This window comes from Pseudomonas sp. PDM28 (assembly GCF_019219115.1).
Taxonomy (GTDB): Bacteria; Pseudomonadota; Gammaproteobacteria; order Pseudomonadales; family Pseudomonadaceae; genus Aquipseudomonas; species Aquipseudomonas laurylsulfatiphila.
In genome coordinates this window covers 346,446-372,839 of the sequence record NZ_JAHUWG010000002.1, presented here as the reverse complement: position 1 = coordinate 372,839, position 26,394 = coordinate 346,446, and the positions used below count along the sequence as shown (strand labels likewise).

21 protein-coding genes are annotated in these 26,394 nt (G+C 62.3%); 12 read left to right on the top strand and 9 right to left on the bottom strand.

All coding sequences use genetic code 11. The features are described from left to right. Window positions 1-240 precede the first annotated feature (240 nt). From KW841_RS04975 to KW841_RS04945, 7 genes are all read right to left on the bottom strand, one after another. Entirely contained in the window at window positions 241-798 is a 558-nt protein-coding gene (locus KW841_RS04975) for a membrane integrity-associated transporter subunit PqiC (protein ID WP_218474080.1), read from the bottom strand. A gap of 17 nt (window positions 799-815) precedes the next feature. After that, on the bottom strand, window positions 816-2,492 hold the full coding sequence (locus KW841_RS04970; protein WP_218474078.1) for an intermembrane transport protein PqiB: 1,677 nt from the start codon (window positions 2,490-2,492) through the stop codon (window positions 816-818). Then, entirely contained in the window at window positions 2,473-3,129 is a 657-nt protein-coding gene (locus tag KW841_RS04965; protein WP_007974321.1) for a paraquat-inducible protein A, read from the bottom strand. Before KW841_RS04965 ends, KW841_RS04970 begins: the two co-directional genes overlap by 20 nt. Beyond that, the gene (locus KW841_RS04960; protein WP_102700072.1) at window positions 3,126-3,722 is read right to left on the bottom strand and encodes a paraquat-inducible protein A; all 597 of its coding nucleotides are present in this window, start codon (window positions 3,720-3,722) and stop codon (window positions 3,126-3,128) included. Before KW841_RS04960 ends, KW841_RS04965 begins: the two co-directional genes overlap by 4 nt. Window positions 3,723-4,005: 283 nt before the next feature. Continuing rightward, a complete protein-coding gene (locus tag KW841_RS04955) occupies window positions 4,006-5,307 on the bottom strand; it encodes an FAD-binding oxidoreductase (RefSeq protein WP_218474073.1) in 1,302 nt (433 codons plus the stop codon). Continuing rightward, window positions 5,304-6,392 (bottom strand): polyamine ABC transporter substrate-binding protein, encoded by a 1,089-nt coding sequence (locus KW841_RS04950; protein WP_218474070.1) that lies wholly within the window; start codon window positions 6,390-6,392, stop codon window positions 5,304-5,306. Before KW841_RS04950 ends, KW841_RS04955 begins: the two co-directional genes overlap by 4 nt. Before the next feature lie 152 nt (window positions 6,393-6,544). Then, window positions 6,545-7,903, bottom strand: a complete 1,359-nt coding sequence (locus KW841_RS04945; protein WP_007974329.1) for a glutamine synthetase family protein — start codon at window positions 7,901-7,903, stop codon at window positions 6,545-6,547. A 161-nt stretch (window positions 7,904-8,064) separates the two neighbouring features. Here KW841_RS04945 and KW841_RS04940 point away from each other — a divergent pair, with 161 nt between their 5' ends. Beyond that, window positions 8,065-8,997: a helix-turn-helix domain-containing protein gene (locus KW841_RS04940; RefSeq protein ID WP_218474068.1), complete on the top strand. Its 933-nt coding sequence runs from the start codon at window positions 8,065-8,067 to the stop codon at window positions 8,995-8,997. Here the strand turns inward: KW841_RS04940 and KW841_RS04935 are convergent. After that, window positions 8,994-9,590 carry a cupin domain-containing protein gene (locus tag KW841_RS04935; RefSeq protein WP_218474066.1) on the bottom strand — a complete coding sequence of 199 codons (597 nt, stop codon included), beginning with the start codon at window positions 9,588-9,590 and terminating at the stop codon, window positions 8,994-8,996. The genes KW841_RS04940 and KW841_RS04935 overlap by 4 nt on opposite strands. A gap of 162 nt (window positions 9,591-9,752) precedes the next feature. Next, on the bottom strand, window positions 9,753-11,714 hold the full coding sequence (locus KW841_RS04930; RefSeq protein WP_218474063.1) for an FAD-dependent oxidoreductase: 1,962 nt from the start codon (window positions 11,712-11,714) through the stop codon (window positions 9,753-9,755). 316 nt (window positions 11,715-12,030) lie between these two features. Here KW841_RS04930 and KW841_RS04925 point away from each other — a divergent pair, with 316 nt between their 5' ends. The 11 genes from KW841_RS04925 to KW841_RS04875 all read left to right on the top strand — a co-directional run bounded on the left by KW841_RS04925 (window position 12,031) and on the right by KW841_RS04875 (window position 26,391). Next, the gene (locus tag KW841_RS04925; RefSeq protein ID WP_007974336.1) at window positions 12,031-13,080 is read left to right on the top strand and encodes an ABC transporter substrate-binding protein; all 1,050 of its coding nucleotides are present in this window, start codon (window positions 12,031-12,033) and stop codon (window positions 13,078-13,080) included. Window positions 13,081-13,154: 74 nt separating this feature from the next. Beyond that, window positions 13,155-13,943 (top strand): class II aldolase/adducin family protein, encoded by a 789-nt coding sequence (locus KW841_RS04920; protein WP_218474061.1) that lies wholly within the window; start codon window positions 13,155-13,157, stop codon window positions 13,941-13,943. A gap of 245 nt (window positions 13,944-14,188) precedes the next feature. Then, window positions 14,189-14,836: a TetR family transcriptional regulator C-terminal domain-containing protein gene (locus KW841_RS04915; protein ID WP_007974341.1), complete on the top strand. Its 648-nt coding sequence runs from the start codon at window positions 14,189-14,191 to the stop codon at window positions 14,834-14,836. Between the two features lie 92 nt (window positions 14,837-14,928). After that, on the top strand, window positions 14,929-15,645 hold the full coding sequence (locus KW841_RS04910; RefSeq protein ID WP_218474059.1) for a response regulator: 717 nt from the start codon (window positions 14,929-14,931) through the stop codon (window positions 15,643-15,645). Window positions 15,646-15,650: 5 nt separating this feature from the next. After that, on the top strand, window positions 15,651-16,424 hold the full coding sequence (locus KW841_RS04905) for an ABC transporter substrate-binding protein (protein ID WP_218474057.1): 774 nt from the start codon (window positions 15,651-15,653) through the stop codon (window positions 16,422-16,424). Continuing rightward, window positions 16,421-18,676, top strand: a complete 2,256-nt coding sequence (locus tag KW841_RS04900; protein ID WP_218474055.1) for an ATP-binding protein — start codon at window positions 16,421-16,423, stop codon at window positions 18,674-18,676. Before KW841_RS04905 ends, KW841_RS04900 begins: the two co-directional genes overlap by 4 nt. 208 nt (window positions 18,677-18,884) lie before the next feature. Then, window positions 18,885-20,309: an amino acid permease gene (locus KW841_RS04895; RefSeq protein WP_218474053.1), complete on the top strand. Its 1,425-nt coding sequence runs from the start codon at window positions 18,885-18,887 to the stop codon at window positions 20,307-20,309. Window positions 20,310-20,662: 353 nt separating this feature from the next. Then, window positions 20,663-21,454: an enoyl-CoA hydratase/isomerase family protein gene (locus KW841_RS04890; protein WP_116579358.1), complete on the top strand. Its 792-nt coding sequence runs from the start codon at window positions 20,663-20,665 to the stop codon at window positions 21,452-21,454. 40 nt (window positions 21,455-21,494) lie between these two features. Beyond that, window positions 21,495-22,655: an acyl-CoA dehydrogenase family protein gene (locus KW841_RS04885; protein ID WP_007974349.1), complete on the top strand. Its 1,161-nt coding sequence runs from the start codon at window positions 21,495-21,497 to the stop codon at window positions 22,653-22,655. A gap of 18 nt (window positions 22,656-22,673) precedes the next feature. After that, entirely contained in the window at window positions 22,674-24,773 is a 2,100-nt protein-coding gene (locus KW841_RS04880) for an acetate--CoA ligase family protein (RefSeq protein WP_218474051.1), read from the top strand. A 10-nt stretch (window positions 24,774-24,783) separates the two neighbouring features. Further along, window positions 24,784-26,391 (top strand): 5-guanidino-2-oxopentanoate decarboxylase, encoded by a 1,608-nt coding sequence (locus KW841_RS04875; protein ID WP_218474578.1) that lies wholly within the window; start codon window positions 24,784-24,786, stop codon window positions 26,389-26,391. Window positions 26,392-26,394 lie beyond the last annotated feature (3 nt).

Below are 26,394 nucleotides of genomic sequence, written 5' to 3'. Positions count from 1 at the left end.
CCTGCTGGCGATGGACTCAAGTGCGCTGCGTTCATCCAGCCCGCACGCGTTATCGTTGACGCCCATTGCTGGCAAGCCAGCTCCCACAAAGGACCATGCCCACGCCGAAACTGTAGGAGCCAGCCTGCTGGCGATGGACTCAAGCGCGCCGCGTTTATCCAGGTCACACGCATTATCGTGAACGACCATCGCTGGCAAGCCAGCTCCCACAGGAGCCTGCTTGCCGGCGATGGATCGCCTTCAGGACGAAGGACAACTCGCCTGGAGTCGGGTGGCCGCCTGGCTGATCAGCGCGGCCAGGCGTTTGATGTTGTTTTGCTGGGCAAGTACCAACTCATCGACACTTGCGCCTGACGGCGTTTGCAAGGTGCTGCGGCAAATCACCTGGGCCTTGTTGTCCGGCTCGGCACTGCGCAGACGCCATATCACGTCCATCAGCGCATATTGACCGGGGACAGAGTCAAAACGCTGCACATCGACCCGTACCGAATACTTGCCCTTTACGGGACTGTTGCTCAGTTGATCGGCCAGCGCACTGCGCAATTCCTCCACGAGGGTTGCACCCCACCAATGGCTTTCGAGGATCGCCAGGGTACTGTTGCCCTCGCGAATGACGATCTGCGCCCGATCGACCTGGGGCGGCAAGCTTATCGTCTCGATCTGAATCACCCCGACGGTGGTCGTCGAATGATTGCCCACCTGGGTCGGCGTCAGGGTATGGAACTGAATCGGGTCACTGCGGCAAGCGGCGAGCAGCAACAACGCGGTGAACACTGTGAATTTCAGCGGAAAAACCATGGGTGTTGCTCCTGTGCTCAATTGCGCGGTGGCCCTTGCAGATCCATGGGCGGGGCATTTTTCGGGCGGCCGCGAAGCAGCGACTCCGGATGCCGTCCCAGGTAATCCGATAGATCACGCAAGGATCTCGACGTGCGTCCCAGTTCATCCAGGGTCTGATTCAGTTTTTCCCGTTGCGGCGAGTCGTCGGCCAAGGTCGAACCGGCGGATTGCAAGGTCGTATTGGCGGTTTCCATCGTCTTGCTGAAGTCCGACAGAGTGCTTTGCACGCCAGGCAGGATCTTGCCGTTGAATTGCGCCATGCCCTTGCGCAGTTCGACGAGATTGCCATCGAGATTGCCGGCGATTCGCTCGATCGGCAGTTTGTTGATCTTGTCGACCATGGCTTCGAGTTTTTCCTGCAATTGCTCGAGGCTGCCCGGAATGGTTGGAATCATGACCGGACGCGCCGTTGCATCGAAGGCGACCTTTTCTGCCTTGGGGTAGAAGTCCAGGGCGATGTACAACTGGCCGGTCAGGAAGTTGCCGGTGCGCGCCTGGGCACGCAGGCCATTATCGATAAAGGTGCCGATCAGCCGTACGCCACCCGCTTCGTCATTGGGGTCATGATTGAGCGCCTTGAGCATCTTGTCGTGGGCCTTGCCCAGGCGTTGCGGGTAAATCACGATGCCGACATTGACCGGAAAGGAGCGAAGCTTCTCGTCGTAATCCAGATTGACCGACACCACCTTGCCGATTTCCACACCGAGGAATTCCACCGGCGCATCGACCTTGAGTCCGCGCATTGCCTGGTCGAAACGCATGGCCAGGTACTGTGGCTTGCCGTTTGGCGGGGCGAGGGCGGTTTGCTGGTCGTCGAACAGTTCGTAGGCGTATTCCGCAGCGGCCGGTTTATCGCCAGGGCTGTAGTCGGGTGCGCGGAAGGCAATGCCGCCCACCAGCAGGGAGGACAACGATTCGGTCTTGACCGCAAAGCCGTTGGCGCCGACGTTCACGTCAATGCCGCTGGCGTTCCAGAAACGCGTGTTTTCGGTAACGTACTTGTCGTTGGGGGCGTGGATGAACAGCTCGATGTTCACGCCTTTGCCATCCGGGTCTAGCGCGTAGGCCACCACCTGACCCACCGGGATCTTGCGGTAGTAGACCGGGGAGCCGATATCCAGCGAGCCCAGGTCCTGGGTGAACAGGGTGAAACGCTTGCCCGGCTCGCCATAGGTGATGGGCGGCGGGTTTTCCAGCCCCGTGAAGTGTTTTGCCCGTCCGTTGGCCTGGCCGATATCGGCACCGATGTAATCGCCCGACAGCAGGGTATCGATACCGGACACGCCACCCGCGCCAATGCGCGGGCGCACGACCCAGAACTGCGAATCCTCGCGGGTAAAGCTTTCGGCCTGCTTGGCCAGCTTGATGGTGGCGTTGACACTCTTCTGGTCGTCGCTCAGTTCCACATCCGAGACTTGGCCAATCACCACATTACGGTACTTGACCTCGGTTTTATTCGCCGTCAGGCCGCTCCCTGTCTTGAACGTGACAACGATGGTCGGGCCTTGCTGCAGAATGCTGTGAACCACCAGCGAAATACCCACCAGCACCGCGACGATCGGTACGATCCAGACCAGCGAAACGCTGAAACGGCGGGTCTTGATCGGTGCCTGCCCAGGGGCTTGCGGCCCGTCAGTGGCTTGCGACTTCATCCGTGACCTCCTCATTGTGTGGGTTTTCCCGCTCTTTATCCCAGATCATGCGTGGATCGAAACTCATTGCCGAGAGCATGGTGAACACCACAACCAGACCAAAAAACAGAATGCCCGGGCGCGGCTCGATGTCGGCCAGGGCCTGGAATTTCACCAGCGAGGCCACCAGGGCGACCACGATCACATCGAGCATCGACCAGTAGCCGATGACCTCGACGAAGCGGTACAGCGTCGAACGCTCTTTACGTGCCCACTCGCTGTCGCGCTGCACGGTGATCAGCAGCAAGGTGATGGCGACGAACTTGATGCCCGGCACCGCGATACTGGCAATGAAAATGATCAGGGCGATGTCCCAGGCCCCGGCCTCCCAGAACTCCAGCACGCCGCTCATGATCGTGCTGTCGGCGCCGTGGCCGACCATTTCGGTGTTCATCACCGGCAACAGGTTGGCCGGGATGTAAAACACCAGGGCCGCGATCATGTAGGCCCAGGTGCGGGTCAGCGAATTGGTTTTGCGCCGGTGCAGCGGCGCGCCGCAACGCTCGCATTCGTGAGGTTCGCCAGTCATGTCGCAAGCCAGGCCGCAGGTGTGACACAGGCACAGGTTGAGCTCGTCGGCGTACGGAGGCGTGCTCATACAATGTCCCACAGTTCGCGGATGTCGCGCCCGGCGATGCGGATCATCATCAGGCTCAACACGGCCAGGGCAAACAACCCGATACCGGGCAGCACATCAAGCAGCCCGGCGAGTTTGATCACGGCGACCATGGCGCCCAGCAGGCAGACTTCGAGCATGCTCCAGGGCCTCAGGGTTTCCAGCCAGCGCATGCAGAGCTTGAAGCCCGGTGAGCGTTGTCCGGCCAGTGCGAAGCCCAGCACCCAGATCAGCAACAACAACTGGAAGATCGGCGCGATGATCATGGCGATCGCCGCCACCATGGCGATGAAGGTGATAGGCCCCAGGCTCAGGGCCAGTACCGAGTCCCAGAGGGTGGCGCTGTGCTTCGAGCCTTTGAGGCTGATGCTCATCACGGGATAGAAATTGGCGAAAATCCACAGCATGAGCGCGGTGAAGGTCAACGCAAGACGCTGTTCCACCGTGAGGCCGTTATAGCGCTGAAGTACGCCGCCGCAGCGCGTACACAAGGTTTTCTGGTGTTTGGCGAGCGTCACTTTTTGGTAAACGCTGTCGCAGTGCTCGCAGATGATCAGCTGATCGGTAGTTGCCATGGGTCAAGCTCAACAAGAGGCAGGAAATTCAGAGCACCCCCTCAATATAGAAGTGCCTCGCGATTGAGCAAATCGAAAGTCGAAACAAGGGGATATAAAAGAAGTGGTTGCACTTGCAGGAAGGCATTTTGTGGCGAGGGGGCTTGCCCCCGTTGGGTCGCGAAGCGACCCCTTGCAGTTTTTCAGGAACCTGCAATTGACGAGACGGCGGGTGCTGCGCACCCGAACGGGGCGATGCGGCGATCCGACAAGCCCCCTCGCCACAGGGTTTTGTGTACCCGAACTAGCCCAGCATTTCCCGCATCCGATACCAGAACATGCCAAGGGCCAGCAGCGGCGAGCGCAGGGCGCGTCCGCCGGGGAAGGTCATGTGCGGCACGGCGCTGAACACGTCGAAGCCTTTGCTGTGTCCGGCATGGATCGCTTCGCCCAACAACTTCGCGCACCAGTGGGTGACGTTCAGGCCATGGCCGGAGTAGCCCTGGGCGTAGAACACGTTCGGGTGCTGGCTCAGGCGCCCGACCTGCGGGAAGCGGTTGGCCGAGATGCCGATCATGCCGCCCCACTGATAGTCGATGCGCGTTTTGGCCAGTTGCGGGAACACCTTGAGCATCTGCGGGCGCATGTAGGCCGCGATGTCCGCCGGGTCGCGCCCGGAGTAATGACAGGCACCGCCGAACAACAGACGCCGGTCAGCCGAGAGCCGGTAGTAATCCAGGCCGACTTTCTGGTCGCACAGCGCGACGTTGTGCGGGATCAGTTGCCTGGCGGCATCTTCCGACAAGGGTTCGGTGGCGATGATGTAGCTGCCCGCCGGGAGCACCTTGCCGCTGAGCTTCGGTTCCAGCTCTTCCAGGTGGGCATTGCACGCCAGCACCAGCGTGGCCGCACGCACGGTGCCACCGGCACAGCGCACCTGCACCGTGCTGCCGTGGATCAACTCCAGCACGGGGCTTTGCTCGAAGATCTGCACGCCAAGGGACTCGGCGACTTGCGCTTCGCCCAGTGCCAGGTTCAGCGGATGCAGGTGGCCCGAGCCCATGTCGACCAGGCCGCCCGCGTAAACGCCGGAGTCCACCACGTGCTCGCGGATCTGGCCAGGTTCGATCAGGCGCGTTTCATGGGCGTAACCGGACTCGAGCAATTGGGCGTGTTCGGCCTTCAGCCCGGCAAAGTGCGCCGGGGTGTTGGCCAGTTCACAGAAGCCCCAGCGCAGGTCGCAATCAATGCCGTGTTCGCGGATGCGATGGGCCACGACTTGCACGGATTCGACCCCGGCCTGTTCCAGGTACTGCACGCCTTCGGTGCCGACATGTCTGGCAAAGCCGCTGACGTCATGGCCGATGCCGCGTATCAACTGGCCGCCATTGCGCCCGCTGGCGCCCCAGCCAATTCGCCGGGCCTCCAGCAGGACCACCGAGAGCCCGCGCTGGGCCAGTTCGATGGCGGTGTTGATGCCGGTGAAACCCGCACCGACCACGCAGACATCGGCCACCAGGTCCGAGGCCAGCGCGGGACGCTGCCTCATGCCCTTGGCGGACGCTGCGTAATAGGAGTGGGTGTGTTCCTGGGTGTACTGATTCATTTGTTGGACTTCACTTTGCTCCACGAGCGGGTCATCAGGCGCATGATCGACTGTGGCGGCGTGGTGGAGATGTAGAGTTTGTCGAGGACCTCCTGGGGCGGATACACCTCGGGGTTGTTGACCAGCTCGGGGTCCATGTATTGCTTGGCGGCCGGGTTCGGGTTGGCGTAGCCGACCGACGCGCTGACCTTGGCAATCACTTGCGGGTCCAGCAGGTAGTTGATGAAGGCGTGGGCTTCTTTCGGATTGCTGGCGTCGGCGGGGATGGCCAGCAGGTCGAACCACAGGTTGGCGCCTTCCTTGGGAATGGCGTAGGCGATGTTCACGCCGTTGTTGGCTTCCTTGGCGCGGTTGGCGGCCTGGAACACGTCGCCCGAGTAACCGAACGCCACGCAGATGTCACCGTTGGCCAGGTCCGAGACGTATTTGGAGGAGTGGAAGTAGGTGATGTAGGGACGGATCTGCAGCAGCTTGGCTTCGGCCTTCTTGTAGTCCTCAGGGTTTTCGCTGCGCGGGTCCATGCCCATGTAGTTGAGGATTGCCGGGAACACCTCATCCGCCGAGTCCATCATCGACACGCCGCAGGCGCTGAGCTTCTTGATGTTTTCCGGTTCGAACAGCACGGCCCAGGAGTCGATCTTGTCGATGCCCAGCACCGCCTTGACCTTGTCGACGTTGTAGCCGATGCCGTTGGTGCCCCACAGGTAGGGCACCGAGTGGGCGTTGCCCGGATCGTTTTTCTCCAGCAGCGCCAACAGTTTCGGGTCCAGGTTCTTGAAGTTCGGCAACTGCTCGCGATCGAGCTTGAGGAACGCGCCGGCCTTTACCTGGCGGGCGAGGAAGTGGTTCGACGGCACGACCACGTCATACCCGGTGCGACCGGCAAGCAGCTTGCCTTCCAGGGTTTCGTTGGAATCGAAAACGTCGTAGATCACCTTGATCCCGGTCTTGGCCTGGAAGTCGGCGAGGGTGGTTTCGCCGATGTAGTCGGTCCAGTTGTAGACACTGACCTGGGGTTGAGCCTGGGCAATGGTGCTGAACATCGCTGCAAGTGCGACCGGGACCATGGATTTCAATAGACGCATATCGATACCTTCTTGGAATTATTGGATTCTTCAGGTGATTCTTTAGTGGTCTGTCGGCCCTCATCGCGAGCAAGCTCGCTCCCACAGGGGAACGCATTTCAAATGTGGGAGCGAGCTTGCTCGCGATGGGGTCATTACGGACGGTGAAGATCTCAGACGCTGAGCATCAGGAACTCACGCTCCCACGAACTGATCACGCGCTTGAAGTTCTCGTGCTCGGCGCGTTTGACCGCGACGTAGCCCCGTACGAACTTGCTGCCCAGGTAGCGGCTGATGGTGTCGCACTCTTCCATCTGGGTCAGGGCGTCTTCGATGGTGATTGGCAGGCGCAGGTTGCGACGCTCATAGGCGCGGCCCTGTACCGCGGCGCTTGGCTCGATGCGCTCGACCATGCCCAGGTAACCGCACAGCAGGCTGGCGGCGATGGCCAGGTACGGGTTGGCGTCCGCGCCCGGCAGGCGGTTTTCCACGCGCATGGCGTCCGGGCTGGACGTCGGTACGCGCAGGCCGACGGTGCGGTTTTCTTCGCCCCATTCGACGTTCACCGGTGCCGAGGTGTCCGGCAGGAAGCGGCGGAACGAGTTGACGTTCGGTGCGAACATCGGCAGCACTTTCGGGATGTACTTCTGCAAGCCCCCGATGTGATGCAGGAACAGCTCGCTCATGTTGCCATCGGCATCGGCGAAGATCGGCTGGCCGGTGGCAATGTCCACCACGCTCTGGTGAATGTGCATGGCGCTGCCAGGCTCGTCGCCGACCGGCTTGGCCATGAAGGTTGCCGCTACGTTGTGCTTGAGCGCCGCTTCACGCATGGTGCGCTTGAACACGGTGATCTGGTCGGCCAGGTCCAGTGCGTTGCCATGACGGAAGTTGATTTCCATCTGCGCCGGGCCGTCTTCGTGGATCAACGTGTCGAGGTCCAGGCCTTGCAGTTCGCACCAGTCGTAGACGTCTTCGAACAGCGGATCGAATTCGTTGGCCGCGTCGATGGAGAACGACTGGCGACCGCTTTCGGCACGGCCCGAACGGCCCATCGGCGCCTTGAGCGGCAAGTCCGGGTCTTCGCAGCGCTGGGTCAGGTAGAACTCCATTTCCGGCGCGACAATCGGCCGCCAGCCTTTGTCGGTGTACAGTTGCAGGACTTTCTTCAGCACGTTGCGCGGCGACAGTTCGATCGGGTTGCCGAACTTGTCGAAGGTGTCGTGGATCACGATGGCGGTCGGCTCGATGGCCCACGGCACCACGTAGACGGCGTCGGCGTCCGGCTTGCAGACCATGTCGATGTCGGCCGGGTCGAGCAGGTCGTAGTAGATGTCGTCGTCGACAAAGTCCCCGGTTACCGTTTGCAGAAGGACACTTTCCGGCAGGCGCATGCCTCGCTCATGCAGGAACTTGTTGGTCGGTGCAATTTTGCCGCGTGCAATGCCGGTCAGGTCGCTGACAACGCACTCGACTTCGGTAATCTTGTGATCTTTCAGCCAAGTGAACAGCTGATCGAAAGGGACATTCATAAAGACCTCGTTATTGGTTTTATTAACGCCAGGAGAGGCCGGTTTCATCCGCCGGACACTTCCCCTGTAGCGCGTTGAGGTCTATCTTGGGCGAGCCTTGCGGTTCCATCTATCCACTTTAAGCAGCACAAAGCGCACCAAAAGAGTGCGTAAGGTCACCCATGACAGGTTCCAATTCCCTCCAGGTCCAAGCCTTCAACACCGCCGATGTCGCCGAGCAAATCCGCGCCACACCGGGTTGGATTCAGCATTACCAGCAGATGTCGCCGGGGCATTTCGCGGGGTTGGTGCGCTATCTGGATCTGCAGGGCGTGGAGATTTACGAAGAGTCGATGAACACCCGGGTCGAGCAGAATTTCAGTGCGCCCCAGGGCTCGTTGTCGTTCTGTTTCGATCGCGGCGACAACGCGCTGTACGTGTTGAATGGCGAAAGTCGCAACATCTGGATCACCCCGGAGAACTACCAGGAAATCGCCGTGGTGTTCGGGCCGGAGTTCGTAAAACGCCACAGCCTCGAAATCGCCCGGCTCGAAGGGCTGTTCATGGCGCCGCTCAACTCGCAGCAGAACGCGCTGTTCTGCCGCTGGCTCAGCGGGACCCTGACGCGGCTGTCGCAGACCTTCGATCCACCGAGCCGCGAAGCGCTGACCCAGCAATTGCTGGACGACTGTCTGTTCATTCTCGACAACGCCTGTGTCGGTCTCGACCAGGGCGCCTTGCAGCGCCGTGCCGGAGAGCGGGCGATCATGAAGCGGGTAGGGGAATGGGCGGCGGATACCCCGGAGGAACACCTCAACCTGCTGGAACTGTCCCAGGTGGCCGGGGTTTCACTGCGCCAGTTGCAGCATGCGTTCAAGACCTACACCGGCATGGCGCCGACCCAATGGCTGCGCCTGCGCCGCCTCAACAGTGCCCGCCGCGAATTGCTGAGCCGCACGCCGACGCAAACCACCGTGGCCGAAGTGGCGATGCACTGGTCGTTCTGGCACCTGGGGCGGTTTTCCAGCAGCTATCGCGCGCTGTTCAAGGAACTGCCGAGCGACACCCTCAAGCGTGCGAGTGTCGCGCAGCCCATCGGGCGCGGCCGGCGTTAAAACGTCGGCGGTGTAATCACCCAGATCACCACCGCGTCCATATCGCCGGGGTTGCCGTAGCGGTGCGGTTCCTGGCTGGAAAAGCTGAAGCTGTCGCCTTCGTTGAGCTGGAAATGGCGCTCGCCAACCCACAGCTCGAAACTGCCGGACAGCAGAAAGCCGGCTTCTTCGCCGTCGTGGCTGTAGCTTTGCTGGCTGTAGGTGCCGGGCGGGAACCGTGAGTGGAGCATTTCCAGTTGGCGGTTGGCTTGGGGCGTCAGCAACTGGTCGACGATGCCGTCTTCGTAATGCACGTTCAGGCGGCTGTTCTTGCGCACCACGACGCCATCGTCTTCGGGGGCGGTGACCGCTTCACTGGCGAAGAACCACTGGATGGTGACACCGAGGCTGCGGGCAATGTTGAACAGCGCCGGAATCGAGGGGTAGGCGAGGTTGCGCTCCAGCTGGCTGATGTAGCCGGCCGTGAGTTCGCTCTGTTGCGCCAGTTCCGCCAGGGTCATGCCCCGGCGTTTGCGCAGGCCGCGAATGCGCGTGCCGAGGAAGTGCGGTTCGGCGCTGCCGGTTTCGGACGGTTTCCTGCTGTTATTGCTCATGCTCAGTTCCAAACCCGGGTCTACGCTACGCCCCTGTAGGAGCTGCCGAAGGCTGCGATCTTTTGATTTTGCTTTTCAAAAACAAGATCAAAAGATCGCAGCCTTCGGCAGCTCCTACACAGAGCGATCATGTGTATGTAAAGCCCCGGAGTATAAACAGCCTTAAAGCTCCCACGCGACTTTCAGCCCTTCATAAATCGCTTCTTCGGCGGTGCGCGGCGCCAGGCAGTCGCCGATGCGGCGAAACTCCACCAGCCCTTGCAGCTCGGCACCCAAGGTATCCACCGGTTGATGACCCTGGCACAGCACCAGCGTATCGATGTTCTCCATCAGCATCGGCTCGCCGCTGGCGGTGTGTTGCAGGTAGACCGTGTTGTCATCGCAGCCATACAACCGCGCGTACGGCGTGATCGGCACGCCCAGTTTATGCAGCTCGCCAGCCAGTTGATCGCGCACGTACAGCGGCAGGTTCTCCCCGCAATGGGTGCCGTTGACCGCCAGTTGCACCTGATGCCCGGCACGCACCAGGCGTTCGGCGATGCCGGGACCGATCCAGTCGCAGCGCCAGTCGATCACCACCACCGAGCGGCCGATCTGTACCTCGTCGCGCAACACCTGCCAGGCATCCACCACCTGCAATTCACCGCCACGCTCGAAGGTTGGCCAGTAAGGCTCGGCACCGGTAGCGACGATCACCATGTCCGGTTTTTCCTGCTCCACCAGTGCCCGGTCGACCCGCGTGTTGCGCACCACGCGCACGCCGGCCAGCTGCATTTCCCGCTGCAGGTTGGTGCTGGCGCCGCCAAACTCACTGCGCCGTGGCAGCAACTGCGCGAGCAACACCTGGCCGCCCAGTTGTGAACCGGCTTCGTAAAGGGTCACGTCATGTCCGCGCTGAGCGGCGACAGCGGCTGCTTTCATCCCGGCCGGACCGCCGCCGGCGATCATGATGCGTTTGCGATTTATCGCTTGTCGGCGTTCAGCAAAAATCAGCTCGCGCCCGGTTTCCGGGTGCTGGATGCAGGAAATCGGCAAGCCCTTGTGGAAGTGCCCGATGCACGCCTGATTGCAGGCAATGCACGCGCGCACGTCCTCGACGCGGCCGGTGTCGGTCTTGTTGGGCATCTGCGGATCGCAGATCAGCGCCCGGGTCATGCCACAGACGTCGGCCTGGCCGCGAGCCAGAATCAGCTCGGCTTCCTGGGGCTGGTTGATGCGCCCGGTGACGAACAGCGGAATGTTCAAACCGGCCTTGAACGTCCCGGCTTCCTTGGCCAGGTACGCCGCTTCGATCGCCATGGGCGGCACGATATGCACCGCGCCGCCCAGGGAGGCCGAAGTCCCGGCGACGATGTGCACGTAATCAAGCTGCGCTTGCAGTGACTGTACGGCGGCCAGGGATTCGTCTTCGGTCAGGCCTTCGGGGTCGCGTTCGTCGGCGGAAATGCGCAGGCCGATGATGAACTGTTCATCGGTCGCCGCACGCACGGCTTGGATGACTTCGCGCAGGAAACGCAAGCGCTGGTCCAACTCGCCGTTGTAGCCATCGGTGCGCCGGTTGACCCGCGGATTGATGAATTGCGCCGGCAGGTAACCATGGCTGGCAACCACTTCGACGCCATCGATTCCGGCCTGATGCAGGCGGCGGGCGGCAGCGGCATAACCGGCGACGATCTCGTCGATCATGGCCTGATCGAGGGCTCGGGGCATCACCCGGAAACGTTCATTGGGCACCGACGAGGCCGAATAGGCCACCGCCAGCAGGCCATCGCTGGACTCCATGATCTCCCGCCCCGGATGGAACACCTGGGACAACACCAGGGTGCCGTGGGCGTGGCAGGTTTGCGCCAGTCTGCGATAGCCCTCGATGCACGCATCGTCGGTGGCCATCAGCACATGGGAGGTGTAGCGCGCACTGTCGTGCACACCGGCCACTTGCAGCACGATCAGCCCGGCGCCGCCTTCGGCACGTGCCCGGTGGTAGGCGATCAATGGCTCGTTGACCAGATTGTCGGTGGGCATCGAGGTGTCGTGACCGCTGGACATGATGCGGTTTTTCAGGCGCTTGCCACGGATTTCCAGGGGTTCGAACAGGTGCGCGAAGGCAGGTGTCGAGGTCGGCATGGTGCGGGTACTCCAGGCAGGCTGACCTGTGTAGGAGCGAGCTTGCTCGCGATGGACTTGAGAACGCCGCGGGGTGTCAGGTACCCAGCGTTATCATTGACGTCCATCGCGAGCAGGCTCGCTCCTACAGAGGTAACAGGTTTTGAGTGTTGTTATTATTGGCCTATAGAAATTTACCTTCAGTAAAAAATCAACTTGTTTTTTTACTATGGCGTGGAGTAATTTCATTTCGAGCCCGCTCCCGGGCCGTACCTCACAACAATAAAAAGGGCTGCACCGGCCTCTGTCCGGGCGGCACCTGCACGAGGAACCATTGATGAAATCGCACACGCTCAAGCACGGTTTTTATCCCTTGGTGTTGTCCGTGGCCATGGGCCTGGGCAGCGCTCAGGCAGCATCGGACATGGTGGTGGTCGGATACGGCGGAGCCGGACAAAAAGCCCAGGACGTGGCGTTCTTTCAACCCTTCGCCGCCGTGGATCAAAGCAAGGTGATCCAGAGCGAATACAACGGCGAGATGGCCAAGATCAAAGTGATGGTCGACACCGGCAACGTCGACTGGGACGTGGTGCAGATCGAAGGCCCGGACCTGATGCGCGGCTGCGAGGAGGGCATGTACGAGCGCCTGGACTGGACCCGCCTGGGCCACGCCGACCAGTTGATCCCCGAGGCGGCACAGGAGTGCGGTTCCGCCGCACTGGTGTGGAGCGTGGCGATTGCCTACGACACCGACAAACTGGCCCAGGCCCCGACCTCCTGGGCAGACTTCTGGGACGTGAAGAAAACCCCCGGCAAGCGCGGACTGCGTAAACGCGCGGTGTACAACCTGGAGTTCGCCTTGCTCGCGGACGGCGTGAAAACCGAAGACGTCTACACAGTACTCGGCACCCCGCAAGGCGTGGACCGGGCATTCGCCAAACTCACTGAACTCAAGCCCTACATCCAGTGGTGGGAAGCCGGGGCGCAACCGCCGCAGTGGCTGACCGCCGGCGACGTGGTGATGACCTCGACCTACAGCGGACGCATCGCCGACGCCGCGCAGAAAGGCAGTCACCTCGGCCTGGTCTGGCCCGGCAGCCTGTACGGGATGGACTACTGGGCGATCATCAAAGGTTCCAGGCACGTGGACCAGGCCAAGCGCTTCATCGCCTTCGCCAATCAGCCGGACGCCCAAGTCAACTACGTGCAGCAAATCCCATACGGCCCGACCAACATCCAGGCTGCCGCACGGCTGGACGACAAGCTGGCGCAATGGGTGCCCACCGCGCCGCAGAACCTCAAGGGCGCGTTGTCGATGAATGTCGGCTTCTGGGTCGATCATGGCGAAGAGCTGGAAGAGCGCTTCAACGCCTGGGCCAGTAAATAAACACGGATGGCTGGACGTGTCCGAGCGTCCAGCCTTACTGTCTGCCCAGCCGATTACCCTGGAGAACCCCGACCATGAACAAAATCGCCAGCCACCTGGCCCCTGAACGCCGCGCCACCGAGCAGCGCCTGCGTGAGGAACTGGCGGCCTGCTACCGCCTGATTGCGCACTTTCGCATGACCGATTTGATCTTCACCCACATCTCGGTGCGCATTCCGGGGCCGGAGCATCACTTTCTGATCAACCCGTATGGGCTGATGTTCGACGAAATCACCGCGTCCAACCTGGTGAAAATCGACCTCAACGGCCGTGCCGTAGAGACCTCGCCGTACCCGGTCAACCCGGCCGGTTTCGTGATTCACAGCGCCATCCACGGTGCTCGTGAGGATGCGCAATGCGTGCTGCACACCCACACCAAATCCGGTTGCGCGGTGGCGGCGTTGAAGTGCGGGTTGTTGCCGGTGAACCAGATTTCCATGGAGTTCTATGGCCGTGTTGCCTACCACGATTATGAAGGCGTGGCGCTGGACCTGAGTGAGCAGCAACGGCTGGTGGCGGACCTGGGTGATAAATCGGTCCTGATGCTGCGCAACCATGGTTTGTTGACCGTGGGTGAAACGGTGAGCCAGGCGTTCCTGCGCATGTACTACCTGGAAAAAGCCTGTGAAATCCAGTTGGCCGCGCAAGCTGCCGGTGAAGTTGTTCTGCCGTCGCATGAGGTCTGCGCGCATACCGAGCGGCAGTTCAATGATCCGGGGCGGCCGTTGGAGGAAGGGGAGTTGAACGATCCGGATGCCATGCAACTGGCCTGGGCGGCGTTGTTGCGGATGCTGGATCGGGTGGCTCCGGGGTATCGCGACTAGCACTGCCCTTGTGTTGAACGGGCCGGCCTCATCGCTGGCAAGCCAGCTCCCACAGGGTTAGTGGGTGTACACAAAATCTGTGAGCACCCGAAAACATTGTGGGAGCTGGCTTGCCAGCGATGGCGGCACCGCGGTCCATCTTGCTTGCTCTTGACTGGAGGCAAGGCCCACTCTTGCTGTACAGTCGTTCAGCCCGCCGCCAACCCGCGCGGGCCCAAACGATTGAACCAAGGAGCGTGTCGCCCATGAACCAGGAAGCCCGTTTTTCCCGCATGGAACCGGAGTTGCGCAAAGCCAACCTGATCGAGGCGACGCTGGTGTGCCTCAAGCGTCACGGCTTCCAGGGCGCGTCGATCCGCAAGATATCCGCCGAGGCCGGGGTCTCGGTGGGGCTGATCAGCCATCACTATTCCGGCAAGGATGAACTGGTGGCCGAGGCCTACATGGCAATCACCGGGCGGGTCATGACCCTGTTGCGCGACGCCATGGAACAGGCCGCACCGAATGCCCGGGAGCGTTTGTCGGCGTTTTTCCGCGGTTCGTTTTCCGCCGAACTGCTCGATCCGCAACTGATCGATGCCTGGCTGGCGTTCTGGGGCGCGGTGAAAACCGCCGAGGCGATCAACAAGGCCCACGATCATTCCTATGGCGAGTATCGCGCCATCCTGCGCAAGGTGCTGGCGGAACTGGCCCAGGAAGAGGGCTGGGAAAACTTCGACGCCGACCTCGCCGCCATCAGCCTCAGCGCCTTGCTTGACGGCCTGTGGCTGGAGTCCGGGTTGAACCCCGGGACCTTTACCCCGGAACAGGGCATCCAGATCTGCGAGGCCTGGGTCGATGGTTTGCAGGCCGGGGGACGCCAGCGCTTTTGCGTGCAGACGAGCGACTGTTGATCAGTTGTTCAACACTGGATACTCTCTGGCGCCGATGCGGGAAAACACTCTAATAAGAAACTGGCCTTCGGGCCTGAGCCGGACACCAAGCGATGACTCCTCGGGTACTGATCGTCGATGACGATCCGCTGATTCGCGATCTGCTGCACGCCTACCTGTCCCAGGAAGGCTACGACGTCCATTGCGCCGCCACGGCGGAACTGGCGGAAACCTTCCTGGCCAGCCAGACCGTCGACCTGGTGATGCTCGACATCCGCCTGCCGGGCAAGGACGGCCTGACCCTGACCCGCGAGCTGCGGGTGCGTTCGGAGGTCGGGATCATCCTGATCACCGGGCGCAACGATGAAATCGACCGCATCGTCGGCCTCGAATGCGGCGCCGACGACTATGTGATCAAACCCCTCAACCCAAGGGAACTGGTGTCCCGGGCGAAAAACCTGATTCGCCGGGTACGTCATGCGCAAACGCCACAGCCGGCCGTTGCACTGCCCAAACCGGTCAAGCAGTTCGCCGATTGGGCGCTGGACACCGACCGCCGTCGCCTGATCGATCCATCGGGCAACGAAACCCTGCTGACCCACGGCGAATACCAGTTGCTCAGCGTGTTCCTGCGCAACAGCGGCCACACCCTCAGCCGCGATCAATTGATGGACCAGATCCGCAACCGCGAATGGGTGCCCAACGACCGCTCCATCGACGTGCTGGTCGGACGCCTGCGTCGCAAGTTGCACGACGATCCGGCCGAACCGCAGTTGATCATCACCATTCACGGCGCCGGTTACCTGTTCACCGCCGGCGTGGCGGCCTGAGCCGGATGGCGCGATGGCTTTGCCTGCTGGCGCTGCTGGTGAACGGCCATGCTGTCTCGGCGGAAAGGGTTCGCTATTGCGATTACCCGGTGTACCCGCCGATCTCCTGGAGCGATGGCAAGCAGGTGCGCGGCTTGGCGCCGAGCGTGGTGAAGCACTTGTTCGGTCAGTTGGGGTACGAAGTCGAGGTGGTCGTGCTGGGCAACTGGAAACGCTGCCTGCTGGACGCCGCCGAAGGTCGGGTCGATGTCGTGCTGGCCTACAGCACCACGCAACGGGAGCAGAGCATGCTGTTCTCGACGGTGCCGGTATTGCGTGAAGAAGTGGCGCTGTTCATCAACCGTCAACACCCGGTGAAATTCGAACAACTGGACGACCTGGCCCATTACCGTGGCGGCCTGTTGTTCGGTGAGAGCTACGGGGTGGAGTTCGATCGCATGGTCGCGCGCAACAACAACATCGAATGGGTGTCCGACAGCCACCAGAACTTCGGCAAGCTGATTCGCGGGCGCATCGACTTCATCACCCAGGAGCGGCGCACCGGCCAGTTGTACGTGGAAAACCTGCCCGGCGGCCAGGACATCGTTGCCTTGCCCAAAGCCTTGAGCGTGGACTATCTGCGGGTTGCCGTGTCGCGGCGCTCGCCCCTGGCCAACCGCATGCCCGAGATCAACGCGCAATTGCAGCGCATGGTCGATGCCGGCGACATCGAGCGCTGGCTCAACGAAAGCGAAGTGACCTACCGCGACATGATCAACCTGCCGGCGGATGCGCAATGATTCGTGCCCGTCCCGGTGGACTGTTGCGACGCCTGTTGCTGTTCATTCTGTTATTCAGCCTGTGCTTCACCGTGCTGGCCAGCAGCGTGCAACTGTACATCGAGTATCGACGGGAAATGCGCGACATCGATTCGCGTATGGAACTGATCCGCGCCGGCTACCTGGCCAGCCTGGAACGCAGCCTCTGGGACTTGAACCAGGAGCAGCTGAACGTGCAGTTGCGCGGGCTGGTGGACTTCTCCGACGTCGCGCGGGTGCACTTGACCAGTGCCGATTTCGACCTGATACAGGGCAATCCCGAGCCGGTCGGGCCGCTGCGTATCGAACGCTTTGCCCTGGACTATCAGCCGCCGTCCGGCCCGTTGCGCCAACTGGGCGAACTGGAAGTCAGCACTGACCTGGGGGCGGTGTACCAACGTCTCTACGCCACCGGTTTGACCAGTCTGTTGTGGATGGCGGTGTTTCTCTGCGGTCTGGCCGTGGCGTTGTCGGGCTTGTTTTATCGCCTGGTGACCCGACACCTGAAAGTCATGGCCGAGTTCGCCCGGCGCATCGCCGCCGGTGAATGGCAGGAACCTCTGCAACTGGACAAGCGCCGCGGCAGCGACGAAATCGATACCGTGGCCCATGCCCTGGACGACATGCGCCGGGCGATCCTGCACGACATCGAGCGCCGGGAAAGCGATCGCCTGGCCTTGCAGGACAACCGTGACGAGCTGCTGAAAATGGTCGAGCGCCGCACCGCCAGCCTGATGCGCGCCAAGGATGAAGCGGAAGCGGCCAACCTTGCCAAATCGCGGTTTCTGGCGACCATGAGCCACGAACTGCGCACGCCCCTAAACGGCATCCTCGGCATGGCCGAACTGTTGCGCGGCGCGCGCCTGGATGCCCGGGACGGCAAGCGCCTGGATGCCTTGCACAAGGCCGGCGAAGGCTTGCTGACGATCCTCAACGAAGTGCTGTATTTCGCCAAGCTGGAGGAGGGCGTCAGCCATCCCGAGCCGGTGGATTTCTCGCTGCGCCAGTTGCTCGACGAAGTGCTGACGCTGCTGGAACCGCGAGCCTTGAACAACGACACCATCCTCAGTTGCCGGGTCGATCAGCGGATCGCCGACCATCACCATGGCGCCGAGCAGTTCCTGCGACAAGTGCTGAGTAACCTGCTGGCCAACGCGATCAAGTTCACCGAGGGCGGCGAAGTCAGTGTCCAGGTGGCGCTTCTCAGCGAAACCGGCGAACAAATGGGACAGCGGCTGCGGGTCAGTGTCACTGACGACGGTATCGGCATTGCCCCGGCGATGCAGGCGAAGATTTTCGAGCGTTTCACCCAGGCCAGCGAAGAAGTCGCGCAACGTTTTGGTGGCACCGGGTTGGGGTTGGCGATCTGCAAACACCTGGTGGAACAGATGGGCGGCTGCATCGGCGTGGACAGCGAAGAGGGGCGCGGCAGTTGCTTCTGGTTCGAGCTGTCCTTGCAGCCGGCCAGCGGCGTGGCTGAAGCCCGGCCGGTTCGGGCGGCGGGGCCGGCACTGGATATCCTGGTGGTCGAGGACGTGGCGCTCAACCGCGAAGTGGCCAAGGGTTTGCTGCAGCGCGACGGCCACCGGGTGTGGCTCGCCGAAGACGCGGAGCAGGCGCTGCAACACTGCGCGACACAGGTTTTCGACTTGCTGTTGCTGGACGTGCATCTGCCGGGCATCAGCGGTGTCGAGTTATGCCGGCAGATCCGCCACAGCGACGGGCCGAACCGCCATACCCGCATTTTCGCGCTGACCGCCAGTGTGCAACCGGCACTGGTGCGCGGTTATCTGGAGGCCGGCATGGACGGTGTCCTGGCCAAGCCCTTGAAGCTGGAAAACCTGCGCCAGGTGCTGGAAGGGCGTACTCACATCGCCGGGGCGCTGATGAGCGATGAAGCGATGGACTGGCCGCTGTTGCAGACCCATCGCACCTTGCTCGGTGAGCAAAAGGTCCAGGGCCTGCTGGCGGTGCTGCGCGATTCGATCCTGCAGCACCGCGATGCGCTGCATGAAGCCATGGCCGACGCTGACTGCACAGAGGTCGCGCAACTGGCGCACCGTCTGGCCGGCAGCTGCGATTCCCTGGGCTTCAGGGCCCTGGCCAGCACCTTGAGGACGCTGGAAACCCTGGCGTTGGCCAACGATGAATCGGACATCCAGCGCATGAGTCCCGCGCTGGATGAGCAATTGCAGCACTCGCTCGATACCCTCAAAGGCCTGTTGCAGAGCTGACGTACAAATTTGTTACGACTTTCTACAACTTCGATCCTTGCGGTCAACGCGAACTTACATGGCTTTCCAATAATCGACGCAACCGCCGCAGCGCGGTCTTCGAAGCTTATTGGAGATAATAATAATGAATTGCCGTAAAGCTGATCCCTCCCTGCTCCGTGACGTCCTGTCATGCGCTGCGCTCCTCACTGACTGCTGAGGTGCCGACATGAACGAAAATACAGATCGCAGCACCCAACAAAAAGGCATACAGCTGACCCGTGCCCTCAAGAGCCGGCACATCTTCATGCTGTCCCTGGGCGGCGTCATCGGCACCGGGCTGTTCATGGGCTCCGGCGTGACCATCAACCAGGGCGGCCCGGTGGGGGCGATCCTGGCTTACCTGGTCGCGGGTTTCCTGATGTACCTGGTGATGGTCTGCCTGGGCGAACTGTCGGTGCAGATGCCGGTGTCCGGTTCGTTCCAGACCCACGCCACCAAGTACATCGGCCCGGCCACCGGGTTCATGATCGGCTGGGTGTACTGGATGAGCTGGGCCACCACCGTCGGCCTGGAATTCACCGCCGCCGGCATGCTGATGACCCGCTGGTTCCCGCAAGTGCCGATCTGGTACTGGTCCGCGTTGTTCGTGGTGGTGCTGTTCGGCATCAATGCCCTGGCCACCCGCGCTTTCGGTGAAGCCGAATACTGGTTCTCGGGGATCAAGGTCGCGGCCATTCTCGGTTTCATCGTGGTCGGTGTGCTGGTGATCTTCGGCGTGATGCCCCTGAGCAGCGGCGCACCGGCACCGATGGCGACCAACCTGATCGGCGATTCGCTGTTCCCCAACGGACTGTCCGCCGTGTTCGCGGTGATGATGACCGTGGTCTACGCGTTCCAGGGTTGCGAGATCATGGGCGTGGCCGCCGGTGAAACCGACCAGCCGGAAAAGAGCATTCCCCGCGCCGTGCGCAACGTGGTGTTCCGCGTGCTGATTTTCTACGTGCTGGCGATTGTCGTGCTGTCGGCCATCGTGCCATGGCAGCAGGCGGGGCTGATGGAAAGCCCGTTCGTGCAGGTGTTCGACATGGTTGGCATTCCCTACGCCGCCGACCTGATGAACTTCGTGATCCTCACCGCGATCCTGTCGGTGGGCAACTCCGGCCTGTATGCCTCTACGCGCATCCTGTGGGCGATGTCGAAAACCGGCATGGCGCCGAAAAGCCTGTCGCCCTTGAGCAAGCGTGGCGTGCCGTTGCGGGCCCTGAGCATCACCTTGTGCTTCGCGCTGGTGTCGCTGATGACCAGCTTCGTCGCCGCCGACACCTTGTTCATGGTGCTGATGGCGGTGAGTGGCATGTCCGGCACCGTGACCTGGATCGTCATCGCCCTGGCGCAGTACAAGTTCCGCAAGGCGTACCTGCGTGACGGCGGCAAACTCAGCGACCTGAAATACCGCGCACCCTGGTTCCCGGTATTGCCGCTGATGTGCATCACGCTGTGCTGCTCGCTGTTCGTGTTCCTGGCCCTGGATGAAACCCAGCGTCCATCGCTGTATTGGGGCTTTGGCTTCATTGCGCTGTGCTATGGCGCGTACTTCCTGATTCATCGCAAGCGTCAGGGCGTGCTGGCACCGAGCTTGCCGACTGTTTAATTCCTTCAATCCAACACATTCCCTGTGGGAGCGAGCTTGCTCGCGATGGCGGCATCAGGTTCAACATCACTGTTGACTGATCCACCGCAATCGCGAGCAAGCTCGCTCCCACAGTGGTTTGTGGCGATCAGTAAATCGATGACCTACCGGCTGTCAGCAGTTGTTCGAAGTTGTAACAGCGGCAACGGCACATCCCTCGAAATATAAATAATATCTAACAAAATCAATGACTAATTGATCTTGATAGCTTGTTACAGCCCATTTCCCCACCGATTGCCGCCTTACTGAACACTCGTTTAGTATGGCCTCAAGTCGCATCACCTCAGACCAATCACAATAATTCGAGGATTCCCATGACCACTCAATCGTCGCTGCTCAGCCAGGTCGAAGCAGGCGTTGCCTGGATCACCCTCAATCGCACTGCCCAGCGCAATGCGCTGGATGTTCCAACGCTGAAAAACCTGCATGCCTTGCTCGACGGGTTCAACGCCGATCCAGCGGTGCGCGTGGTGGTATTGACGGGCAGTGGCCGCAGCTTCTGCGCGGGTGCCGACCTCGATGAATGGGCGGATGCCGAAGCCCGGGGCGCACTGGAGACCTACGGCTGGACCGAGACCGCCCACGCCTTGATGACCCGCCTGCACAGCCTGGAAAAACCGACCATCGCCGCCATCAACGGCACCGCCGTCGGCGCCGGGATGGATCTGACCCTGTGCTGCGACCTGCGCATTGCCGGCCAGTCGGCACGTTTCAAGGCCGGCTACACCAGCATGGCGTACTCGCCGGATGCCGGCGCCAGTTGGCACCTGCCACGTTTGATCGGCAGCGAACAGGCCAAGCGCCTGCTGTTCCTCGATGAACTGTGGGGTGCTGACCGTGCCCTCGACGCCGGCCTGGTCGGCGATGTCTGTGCCGACGATCAGTTGCTGACGGTCACCAGCGAACTGGCCGCACGCCTGGCCGCCGGCCCGACCTTCGCCTTCGCCCAGACCAAAAAACTCATGCGCGAAGGCGCCGACCGCAGCCTGGCGGAACAACTGCAAGCCGAACTCGCCGCGGGCCTGCTCTGCGGTCGCAGTGAAGACGGCAACGAAGCCCTGCGCGCCGCCATGGAAAAACGTCCGGCACGTTTCGTCGGCCGTTGATTCCCACACTTCTTTCAGCACACGAACAACAGGTAGCACCATGAATTTCCAACTGACCCAAGAACAAGAAATGTTGGTGGACTCGGTACGCAGCTTCGTCGAGAAGGAACTGCTGCCCTATGAAGAGCAAGTCGACCGCGCCGACGAGGTGTCCCCGGAACTGGCGGCGCAGATTCGCGGCAAGGCGATCGCCGCCGGCTTCTACGCCTTCAACATGCCCGAAGAAGTGGGCGGCGGTGGCCTGGACTACCTGTCCCAGGCGCTGATCGAACGTGAGCTGTCCAAAGTGTCCTGGGCGCTGCACGTGTTTGTCGCGCGGCCGTCGAAGATCCTCATGGCCTGCACTGGCGAGCAGATCAACGACTACCTGTTGCCGTGCATCCAGGGCGAGAAAATCGACTGCTTCGCCCTGACAGAGCCGGGCGCGGGCTCCGACGCCAATGCAATCAAGACCCGCGCCGTGCGTGAAGGCGACGACTTCATTCTCAACGGCAGCAAGCATTTCATCAGTCACGCTGGGCATGCCGACTTCGCCATCGTCTTCGCCGTGACCGACACCTACGAACACAACGGCAAAAAACGTAACGCCGTGACCTCGTTCCTGGTCGACCGCAACACCCCGGGCATGACCATCCGCCGTGGACCCAAGTGCGTGAGCAACCGGGGTTACCACACCTTCGAAATGTTCTTCGACGACTGCCGCGTACCGGCCAGCAAAGTGCTGGGCGAAGTCGGCAAGGGTTGGGACGTGGCCAACGCCTGGCTGACCGCCGGGCGGGTGATGGTGGCGGCCAACTGCGTCGGTCAGGCCCAGCGTGCACTCGACGTATCGCTGCAATGGGCGGCGGACCGCAAGCAATTCGGCCAGCCAATCGGCACTTACCAGGGCGTGTCGTTCAAGTTGGCCGACATGGCCACGCAGATCCGCGCCGCCGAACTGCTGACCCTGCACACCGCGTGGAAAATGGACCAGGGCACCATGACCGATGGCGAGGCCGGCATGGCCAAGCTGTTCGCCAGTGAAGTGCTCGGCCGTACCGCCGACGAAGCGGTGCAGATCTTCGGCGGCATGGGCCTGATGGACGAAGGTCCGGTGGAGCGCATCTGGCGTAACGCGCGGATCGAACGGATCTGGGAAGGCACCTCGGAAATCCAGCGCCACATCATTTCCCGCGAGCTGCTGCGGCCGCTGCTGCGCTGACCGGCCCGGAGAATTCCCATGTCCCAAACCATTCGTGACAACCTCAAACGCATGCTCGCGCCGCAACACGTGGCGTTCGTCGGCGGCCGCAGCATGGCGCGCGCCCTCAAGCGCTGTGCCGAGGGCGGCTACCCAGGGCAAATGTGGCTGGTCAATCCGCAGCACGACAGCCTCGAAGGCGTACCCTGCGTGCGCAGCGTCGCCGAGCTGCCTTGCGGCCCGGACGCGGTATTCATCGCCACCAACCGCGAACTCACCCTGACCTGCGTGGCCGAACTGGCCGCCATCGGCGCGGGCGGCGCGATCTGCTACGCCTCCGGCTTCGCTGAAACCGGCGCCGAAGGCCAGGCCCTGCAACAGCAATTGCTTAAGGCCGCTGGCGACATGGCCTTGCTCGGCCCTAACTGCTACGGCCTGCTCGACTACCTGCACAGCTCCGCGCTGTGGCCGGTGGCCCATGGCGGCAAAGCGGTGGAGAAGGGTGTGGCGGTGCTGACCCAGAGCGGCAACTTCGCCTACAACCTGTCCATGAGCGATCGCTCGTTGCCGGTGGCCTACATGGCGTCGGTGGGCAATCAGGCGCAACTGGGCGTGGCTGAACTGATGGACGTGTTGCTCGACGAACCGCGGGTCACCGCCATCGGTCTGCACCTGGAAGGCCTGAAAAACGTGCCGGGTTTTGCCCGCGCCGCGCACAAGGCGCTGGAGAAGGGCATCCCGATCATCGCCCTGAAAACCGGCGTGTCGCAGATCGGCGCCGAACTGGCCTTGAGTCACACCAGCTCGCTGTCCGGCTCCGATGCGCTGTACGACGCGCTGTTCGACCGTCTGGGGGTGATCCGCGTCAGCGGCCCGGTGAGTTTTGTCGAAACCCTCAAGGCCGCGGCCTGCGGCAACCTGCCAGCGGGTAATAGCCTGATCGCGCTGGCCTGTTCCGGCGGTGACGCCGGCCTGATTGCCGACTACGCCGAGCGCAACGACCTGGGCCTGCCGAAACTCGATCAAGGGCAGGTCGGCGAACTCGCGCAAGTGCTGCCGACCTACGCCAACCTGGTCAACCCGCTGGATTTCACCACGGCGATCTGGGGCGACGGCGAAGCCTTGAACCGCATGCTCGACAGTGCCCTGCGCACCGAAGCCGACGCGGCGATGCTGGTGCTCGACTACCCGTCGGAGTTCACCGGCGAGCGCAAGGAGTGCGACCTGCTGCTGGAGCTGTACTGCGCGGCACTGCAGCGCCACGGCAAGACCGGTTTCGTCACCTCGGCCTTCCCCGAATTGCTGCCGGCCCATGCCCGTGAGCGTCTGCACGCGCAAGGCGTCGCGGCCTTGCAGGGTGTTGAAGACGGGCTGGCCGCGTGGGGCCGCATCGCCGGTTATCAGCGCAATCGCCAGGCCTTGCTGGCTCTGGGTGAGTCGGCGCTGGTGCCGCTGTGCCCGCACGCGCTGGAAGGCGAGGGGCGCCTGCTCAATGAATGGGATTCCAAGCAGGCGTTGAAAGCCTTTGGCCTGCCGACGCCAAACGGCGTATTGAGCACCCCGGAGCAGGCCCTGAAGGATGCCGAATCACTGGGCTATCCGCTGGTCTTGAAAGCCGTCAGCGCACAGCTGCCGCACAAGACCGAGGCCGGCGCCGTGGCGCTGAACCTCAAGGATGGCGCGGCGTTGAGTGCGGCGCTGGAGAAGATGCGCGCGAGCATCGCCGCCTACGCCCCGGGCGTAGCCTTCGATCAACTGTTGCTCGAGCCCATGGCCAGACCGCCACTGGCTGAGCTGATCGTCGGCATCAAGCGCGAAAACGATTTCGGCCTCGCGCTGGTGATCGGTGCCGGCGGCATTCTGGTGGAATTGCTCAAGGACAGTCGCAGCCTGTTGCTGCCGACCACCGACGGTGCGATCCGCAATGCCTTGCTCAGCCTGCGCAGCGCCCCGTTGTTGCAAGGCTTCCGTGGCCGCGAGCCTGCTGACCTCGACGCCCTGGTGACGGCGATCCGCGCCGTGGCCGACTACGCCTGCGAAAACGCCGCGCAACTGCTGGAACTCGATGTGAACCCATTGTTGGTCGGTGCCCAGGGCACGACTGCGGTCGATGCGTTGATTCGCCTCGGTCAGGAGTGAGGACATGAACATGCAAAGCAAAACCTTGACCGGCGGCCAGGCCCTGGTGCGCCTGTTGGCCAACTACGGCGTCGATACCGTGTTCGGCATCCCCGGCGTACACACCCTGGAGCTGTATCGCGGCTTGCCCGGCAGCGGCATTCGCCACGTGCTGACCCGTCATGAGCAGGGCGCCAGCTTCATGGCCGACGGTTATGCCCGGGTCAGCGGCAAACCCGGCGTGTGCTTCGTCATCACCGGTCCCGGCGTGACCAACGCCGCCACCGGTATTGGCCAGGCCTATGCCGATTCGATTCCGATGCTGGTGATTTCCAGCGTCAACCACAGCGCCAGCCTCGGCAAGGGTTGGGGCAGCCTGCACGAGTGTCAGGACCAGCGGGCGATGACCGCGCCGATCACGGCGTTCTCGGCCGTGGCGCTGACCGCCGAAGATTTGCCGGAACTGGTCGCCCGTGCCTACGCGGTGTTCGACAGCGAGCGGCCGCGCCCGGTGCACATCTCGGTGCCGCTGGACGTGTTGGCGGCGCCGATTGCCCGTGACTGGAGCAATGATGTGGTGCGTCGTCCGGGCCGTGGTCCGGCATCCGCTACTGCGCTTGACCAGGCCGTGGCCAAACTCAAAGACGCGAAACGGCCGATGATCATCGCCGGTGGTGGTGCACTGAATGCCGCGCAGGAAGTGAGCGAACTCAGCACACGTCTCGCTGCGCCACTGTTCACCAGCGTCGCCGGCAAGGGCCTGCTGCCACCGGATGCACCGCTCAACGCCGGTTCCTCCCTGTGCGTGGAGCCGGGCTGGAACCTGATCGCCGAGGCCGACGTGGTGCTGGCGGTCGGCACTGAAATGGCCGACACCGACTTCTGGCGCGAACGCCTGCCGCTCCAGGGTGAACTGCTGCGTGTCGATATCGACCCGCGCAAATTCAACGACTTCTACCCCTGCGCAGTGGCCTTGCAGGGCGATGCACAACAAACCCTCAGCGGTTTGCTTGAGCGCCTGCCATCGGACGTGCGGGATGCCGCCACGGCGATAGCCTCGGTTGCCGCGTTGCGCGAAGCGGTCAAGGCCAGCCATGGCCCGTTGCAGTCGATCCATCAGGCAATTCTCGAGCGTATTGCGGCGGAGCTGCCGGAAAACGCCTTCATAAGCACCGACATGACCCAGCTTGCGTATACGGGTAACTACGCCTTTGACAGCCTGGCCATCCGCAGCTGGTTGCACCCGACCGGCTACGGCACCTTGGGTTATGGCCTGCCGGCGGGGATCGGCGCCAAATTCGGCGCACCGCAACGGGCCGGTCTGGTGCTGGTCGGCGACGGTGGTTTCCTCTACACCGCGCAGGAACTGGCGACGGCGGTCGAAGAGCTGGACAGCCCGCTGGTGGTGCTGCTGTGGAACAACGACGCCCTGGGGCAGATCCGCGACGACATGCTCGGCCTGGACATCGAACCCATCGGCGTACTGCCGCGCAATCCGGACTTCGCTGCCCTCGCGCGTGCGTTCGGTTGCACGGTGAACCAGCCGCAAAGTCTGGCCGAGTTGCAAACCGACTTGCGCCATGGCTTCAAGCGCAACGGCGTGACCTTGATCGAACTCAAGCATGCCTGCGCGCACTGATCT